At 61.9% G+C, this 5,754-nt stretch carries 4 protein-coding genes; 1 reads left to right on the forward strand and 3 read right to left on the reverse strand.

Annotated features, from left to right (window positions below):
- Positions 1-2,883, forward strand: a 2,883-nt coding sequence (locus tag HKN06_13955) for a hypothetical protein (GenBank protein ID NNF62415.1), incomplete at its 5' end; no start/stop codon positions are given.
- A gap of 598 nt (positions 2,884-3,481) precedes the next feature.
- Here HKN06_13955 and HKN06_13960 read toward each other — a convergent pair.
- From HKN06_13960 to HKN06_13970, 3 genes are all read right to left on the reverse strand, one after another.
- A complete protein-coding gene (locus tag HKN06_13960; GenBank protein NNF62416.1) occupies positions 3,482-3,895 on the reverse strand; it encodes a type II toxin-antitoxin system VapC family toxin in 414 nt (137 codons plus the stop codon).
- A complete protein-coding gene (locus HKN06_13965; GenBank protein NNF62417.1) occupies positions 3,879-4,103 on the reverse strand; it encodes a CopG family transcriptional regulator in 225 nt (74 codons plus the stop codon). The genes HKN06_13960 and HKN06_13965 overlap by 17 nt, the downstream gene beginning before the upstream one ends.
- 529 nt (positions 4,104-4,632) lie before the next feature.
- A partial coding sequence (locus HKN06_13970; GenBank protein NNF62418.1) for a hypothetical protein occupies positions 4,633-5,754 on the reverse strand: 1,122 nt, incomplete at its 5' end.

Here is a 5,754-nt window from a genome sequence, read left to right on the forward strand (position 1 = left end):
CTGTCGGCCGACGGCCAGCGCCTGTACGCATTGAACACGCCGGATGACCGGCTGGAAATCTTCGACGTAAAAAGCGACGGCCTGGTGCATGCGGCCAGCGTCCCTGTTGGCCTGCGTCCAGTGGCCATTGCCGAGCGCAACAGCGGTGAAGTCTGGGTGGTCAACCACCTGTCAGACAGTGTAAGTGTTGTCGATGTGAGCGGTGCGGCGCGCGTCGTGCGCACGCTGCTGGTGGGTGACGAACCGACCGACATTGTATTTGCCGGTGGCGACCGGGCTTTCATAACCACGGCTCATCGCGGCCAGGCCAGCCCGACACCACGTGGTGAATACAACGTACCAGGCGTCGGCCGTGCTGACGTGTGGGTATTCAACGCTGCCAGTCCCGGCGTCGCACTCGGCGGCGAGCCACTGACTGTAGTGACTTTGTTCGGCGACAAACCAAAAGCGCTGGCGGTTAGCAACGACGGCAACACCGTTTACGCTGCCGTACATCGTTCAGGCAACCGCACGACGGCCATCAATGAAGGCCTGGTGTGCGATGGCGGCGCAACCGCCGCGCCATGCTCTATCGACATTGGCACGGCGCCGGGCGGGCTGCCTGCCCCCAACGTGAACCATGAAGGTACCGGCAACCCGGAGGTCGGGCTGATCGTGCAGTACGATCCGGCCAGCGGCGAGTGGCGCGACGAACTCGAGCGCGACTGGAGCGACACAATACGCTTCGACCTGCCGGACCTCGACGTGTTTGTCATCGACGCCGATGCTGCGCTGCCTGCCGAGATTGACAGTATTGCCGGTGTCGGCACGGTGCTGTTTAACATGGCGGTCAACCCGGCCAACGACAAGCTGTACGTCACCAATACTGAAGCGAATAACCGCGTCCGTTTTGAAGGGCCCGGCACGTTCACCGCCGGGCAAAAGCCGACAGGCGAACCGGACACGGTACTTGGCAACCTGCATCGTGCGCAGGTGACCGTGATTGACGGCACCACACCGGCGCCGCGTCACCTGAACAAGCACATCGATTACAGCGTGTCCCCGGCCCCGGCGGCGACCCGGGCGGCCAGCCTTGCGACGCCCACGGCGATGGCTTTCAGCGCCGATGGAACCACTGTTTACGTTGCGGCTTTCGGCTCGCAGAAAGTCGGCATTTTCGACACGGCCGAACTGGAAAACGGCAGCTTCGTGCCTGATGCGGCCAATCACATCGAGCTTGCAGGTGGCGGACCGGCTGGCCTTGCGCTGGACCCGGCCGGCGACCGGCTGTTCGTGCTGACGCGCTTCGACAACAGCGTCAGCATTGTCGACCTGAACAACAATACTGAAACCTGGCGCCGCGCCCTGCATAACCCGGAACCGGCATCAGTGCTCGACGGCCGCCCGTTCCTGTACGACGCTCCGCTGACTTCCTCCAACGGCGAAGCATCGTGCTCGAGCTGCCATATTTTCGGCGACATGGATGACCTGGCCTGGGATCTGGGTGATCCCGACGGTGACGTGGCCAACAATCCCAACCCGTTCCCCGTCGCTGGCACTGCCAACCCGATTTTTCATCCGATGAAAGGGCCGATGACCACGCAGAGCCTGCGGGGCATGGCCGACCACGGCCCGCTGCACTGGCGTGGCGACCGCACCGGTGGCAACGACAATCCACCGGGCGATCCGCTGGACGAGAATGCCGCGTTCAATGCCTTCAATGTGGCCTTCCCCGGCCTGCTGGGCCGCGACACAGAACTGACTACGCAGCAGATGCAGGCGTTTACTGATTTCGCGCTACAGCTGACCTACCCGCCCAACCCGATCCGCCAGCTGGATAATTCGCTGCGCGAGGACGAAAACCGCGGCCGCAACGCCTACTTTCAGAACCCGGGTCCGGACATCATCACATCGTGTCACGGCTGCCACACGCTGGATCCGGTCAATGGCTTTTTCGGCGGTGACGGTGGCTCCAGCGTCGAGGGCGAAACACAGGAATTCAAGGTGCCGCACCTGCGCAACCAGTACCAGAAAATTGGTATGTTCGGCATGCCGAATGTCGCCTTCAATACAGCGAGTGACAATTCGCACCAGGGCGCCCAGGTGCGCGGCTTCGGCTTCCTGCACGACGGCAGCACTGATACGCTCGAACGCTTCCTGCGCGCGGTCGTGTTCGACATCGGCTTCAATGCCTTCTTCCCCAACCCGGAACAGGCCCGCACCGACCTGGAAGCCTTCATGATGGCCTTCGACACCAACCTGGCGCCGGTCGTTGGCCAGCAGGTAACGCTTACTTCGGGCAACGCCGATACCGTCGGCGCGCGTATTGACCTGCTGATCGATCGCGCTGATGCCGGCGAGACTGACCTGGTGGTCCGTGGTGTAATTAATGGCGTCGACCGCAGCGGCCGCTATTCCGGCGGCCTGTTTGTCATCGACGACGGCGCCGCGGCACCGCTGACCGATGCGCAGGTGCGGGCGCTGGCCGGCACACCGGGACAGGAACTTACCTACGTTGCCATGCCGCCCGGTTCCGGACTGCGCGCCGGCACCGATCGTGACCTTGACGGCATTCTCAATGTCGACGATAACTGCGCGGCCGCGGCTAATGCATCACAGGCCGACGATGACAACGACGGGCTCGGTAACGCATGCGATAACTGCACACAGGCAGCAAACGCCGACCAGCGCGATAGCAACGGCGACGGCTTTGGCAATATGTGCGATGCCGACCTCAACAACGACGGCACCGTCGATTTGTCGGATCTGGCCTTCATGCGCCAGCAGTTCCTGCAAAGCGGCGACCTCGATGCCGACTACAACGGCGACGGCACCGTTGACCTGTCTGACCTGGCCATTATGCGCACGCAGTTCCTCGGCGCCCCCGGCCCCTCCGCCTACTGACCCGCGGCCACCGTCGAGGCAGGAGCGGCTTCAGCCGCGACTACTTGCGACAAACTGTCTTGGGGAAAGCCCTCGTGGGAGCGGCTTCAGCCGCGACTACCTGCGACAAACTGTCTTGGGGAAGGCCCTCGTGGGAGCGACTTCAGTCGCGACTACCTGCGACAAACTGTCGGCGAAGGTTCTCGTGGGAGCGGCTTTAGCCGCGACTACTTGCGATAAACCCTCGTGGGAGAGACTTCAGTCGCGACTACCTGCGACGATACTGTCATTAGAACTCCTAAAGCACCAAGATAGCTTGTTCCAGGCAGTCGCGGCTAAAGCCGCTCCCACGAAAGCCGGTCGCTAACTGTGAGCAGCTCTGTTCCAGGCAGTCGCGGCTGAAGCCGCTCCCACGAGAGCCGGTCGCGAACTATGAGCAGCTCTGTTCCGGGCAGTCGCGGCTAAAGCCGCTCCCACGAGAGCCGGTCGCAACTGTGCCTAGCTCTGTTCCAGGTAGTCGCGGCTAAAGCCGCTCCCACGAGAGCCTGTCGTGAATATCGGTTGAGCTTCATCCCACAGGTGCGCCTGCGCTTCCATGACAAGATTTGCAGCTTCGTTTTCAATGTTCGTGGATCGCGAGCGGCACGCCGGTTATGCCCAGATGAAAATCGGTAGACCAGCAAGAACCCACGCCGCGCGTCTCCATAACCTGCAGGCCGACGGCATCGGCCAGCGTGAGATTCTGATCTGAATAGTGGCGAATCAGTCCGAATGACGCCTGCCGATCACGCCGCGAGACGCTCACGACAGACATCGGTGTGAGTGCCTCTATCAGACCCAGGAACTGCATGGCCTTGTAGCGATCGTAACGCCGCAGAAACCAGCCATGTCCTTCGGCGATCACCAGCGAAGTTGTCACCAGCCGCGGCGGATTGGCAAAAAGGCGAGCAAACAGCGCATGGTAAGTATCCGATTGATCGGTGAATGCGATCAGCGCCGAAGTATCGACGTAGGCTTCATCCCTTTTGGCCATATACCAGGTCGTCTATCTTGTGGCTGGAATCAGGATCACCCGTTTCCACCATACCGGAATAGCGCATCCACGGCCGTGCCGGATCGGCCGGCAGCATCGTGCGCAGCGAGCGGCGCAGTAGCTCCGCCAGCGATATGCCCAGCCGTTCCGCTTCCTGCTTGGCGGCTTGATATTCCTGTTCAGACAGGCTGATCTGGGTTCTGATCATAATGATAACAAGTATTCTTTATTTGTTATCACCGTGTCAAGGATGCATTCAGGGCATTCTGTCGAGAATTGCGCCCTGTAGGAGCGGCTTCAGCCGCGAATTGCCAAACCCCGCTAGATGAGTCCTTCCCACAGGAAACAGTCGCGACTACCTGCGGTAAATCGTCGTGGGAGCGACTTCAGTCGCGACCACCTGCGGTAAATCGTCGTGGGAGCGACTTCAGTCGCGACTACCTGCGGAAAATCGTCGTGGGAGCGACTTCAGTCGCGACTACCTGCGACGATACTGTCGTTAGCGTTCCTAAAGCACCAAGATAGTTTTTTCCAGGCAGTCGCGGCTGAAGCCGCTCCCACGAGAGCCGGTCGCAACTGTGAGTAGCTCTGTTCCAGGCAGTCGCGGCTGAAGCCGCTCCCACGAGAGCCGGTCGCGAACTATGAGTAGCTCTGTTCCGGGCAGTCGCGGCTGGAAGCCGCTCCCACGATGCCTTGTCGCAAGGATTCACCGGTCAATGTGTTGCAGGTAGTGGCGGTTACAGGCGCTCCCAGAAGCCGCCGTGCCAGGCCAGGTACATCCACGCAGCGGGGGAGATGCCGGTTGACGTGGTATTCCAGCCGATGCCTGCAGAGAAGTTATCGGCCGCGCCCTGGCAGGTGCCGTCATGACACAGGTGCTGCCAGGCTGCATCCAGCACATAGTTGGCGTCGGGCCCGCCGGCGGCGGCCCACTGACCGGCACCATGCTCTACTGTGGGTGTCCACGGCCCGGCAATGTCGCCCAGCCCATGCACTGCGGCATCACCAAAAGCGTGCGTGGGAAAAACCAGCCGGCTGTAAGCCAGCCCCAGCAGTGCGTCGTCCACCCTGCCCTGCCGCTTCAGCCAATCGACGCCCCAGTTGCCGGTGACGTCGAGGCAGCTGTTGGCATCAACACCAACAATGGCGCCGCTGCCACCGAGCGTACAGCTCGCACCGTCGTAGCCGCTGCCAAAATCGACGCGCACACCGCACAGGAAACGTTGCTGCGCAGGATCGTAAAGGTTCGCCGAGATGAACTGCGCCAATGCAGCGGGAGCAGTGTTAGCGGTCAGCCCGCGCGCGGCAGCGGCGGCGAAAAAAAGATGACTGCTGATGTTGCCCTCGGTGCCTTCAGTGACCGAACCTGCCGGCAGGCCGGCGGTGGTGCGGCAGGCCTGCTCATCGACGTAGTATTGCGCGGCCGCCGAGATGGCACTGTCGTAGCGTGCACCATCGGGCAACAGGTCGCGTGCAATGACCAGCGCGATGCCGGCCCAGGCGGTCGAACCGACCCAGACTATACGCGAACCCTCCGGGCGCAATACCAGGGTGTTGCCTGCCTCGACGAAACTGTCGTCCCATGCGCCATTACGTGCGCTGAGCTGCTGCAGCGTGACCAGCCGGTCAGCCAGCAGGTAAGCCGCATCGAGAAAATTCATGGCCGCGGCGTCACCGGCTTCATCGAGACGTTCATATTCGAGCGCGAACACAATCAATGCCATTGCGTTGGCGTACAGGTGCCAGTTTGGCGCGAGCTCGAACCACGCCGGCAGGAAGCCATGTGGCCGCTGCCGTGCCAGCAGATCGCCTGCAATGGCCGCAAGCGCAGTCTCGTTGCGCTCTACCTGTACGAATGC

The organism is Gammaproteobacteria bacterium (genome assembly GCA_013003425.1).
GTDB lineage: Bacteria > Pseudomonadota > Gammaproteobacteria > Steroidobacterales > JABDKV01 > JABDJB01.

Bases quoted from the DNA above. Each gene is read 5' to 3' on its own strand.
- HKN06_13960 (NNF62416.1), bottom strand. From the start codon at position 3,895: ATGGCCAAAAGGGATGAAGCCTACGTCGATACTTCGGCGCTGATCGCA.
- HKN06_13965 (NNF62417.1), bottom strand. From the start codon at position 4,103: ATGATCAGAACCCAGATCAGCCTGTCTGAACAGGAATATCAAGCCGCC.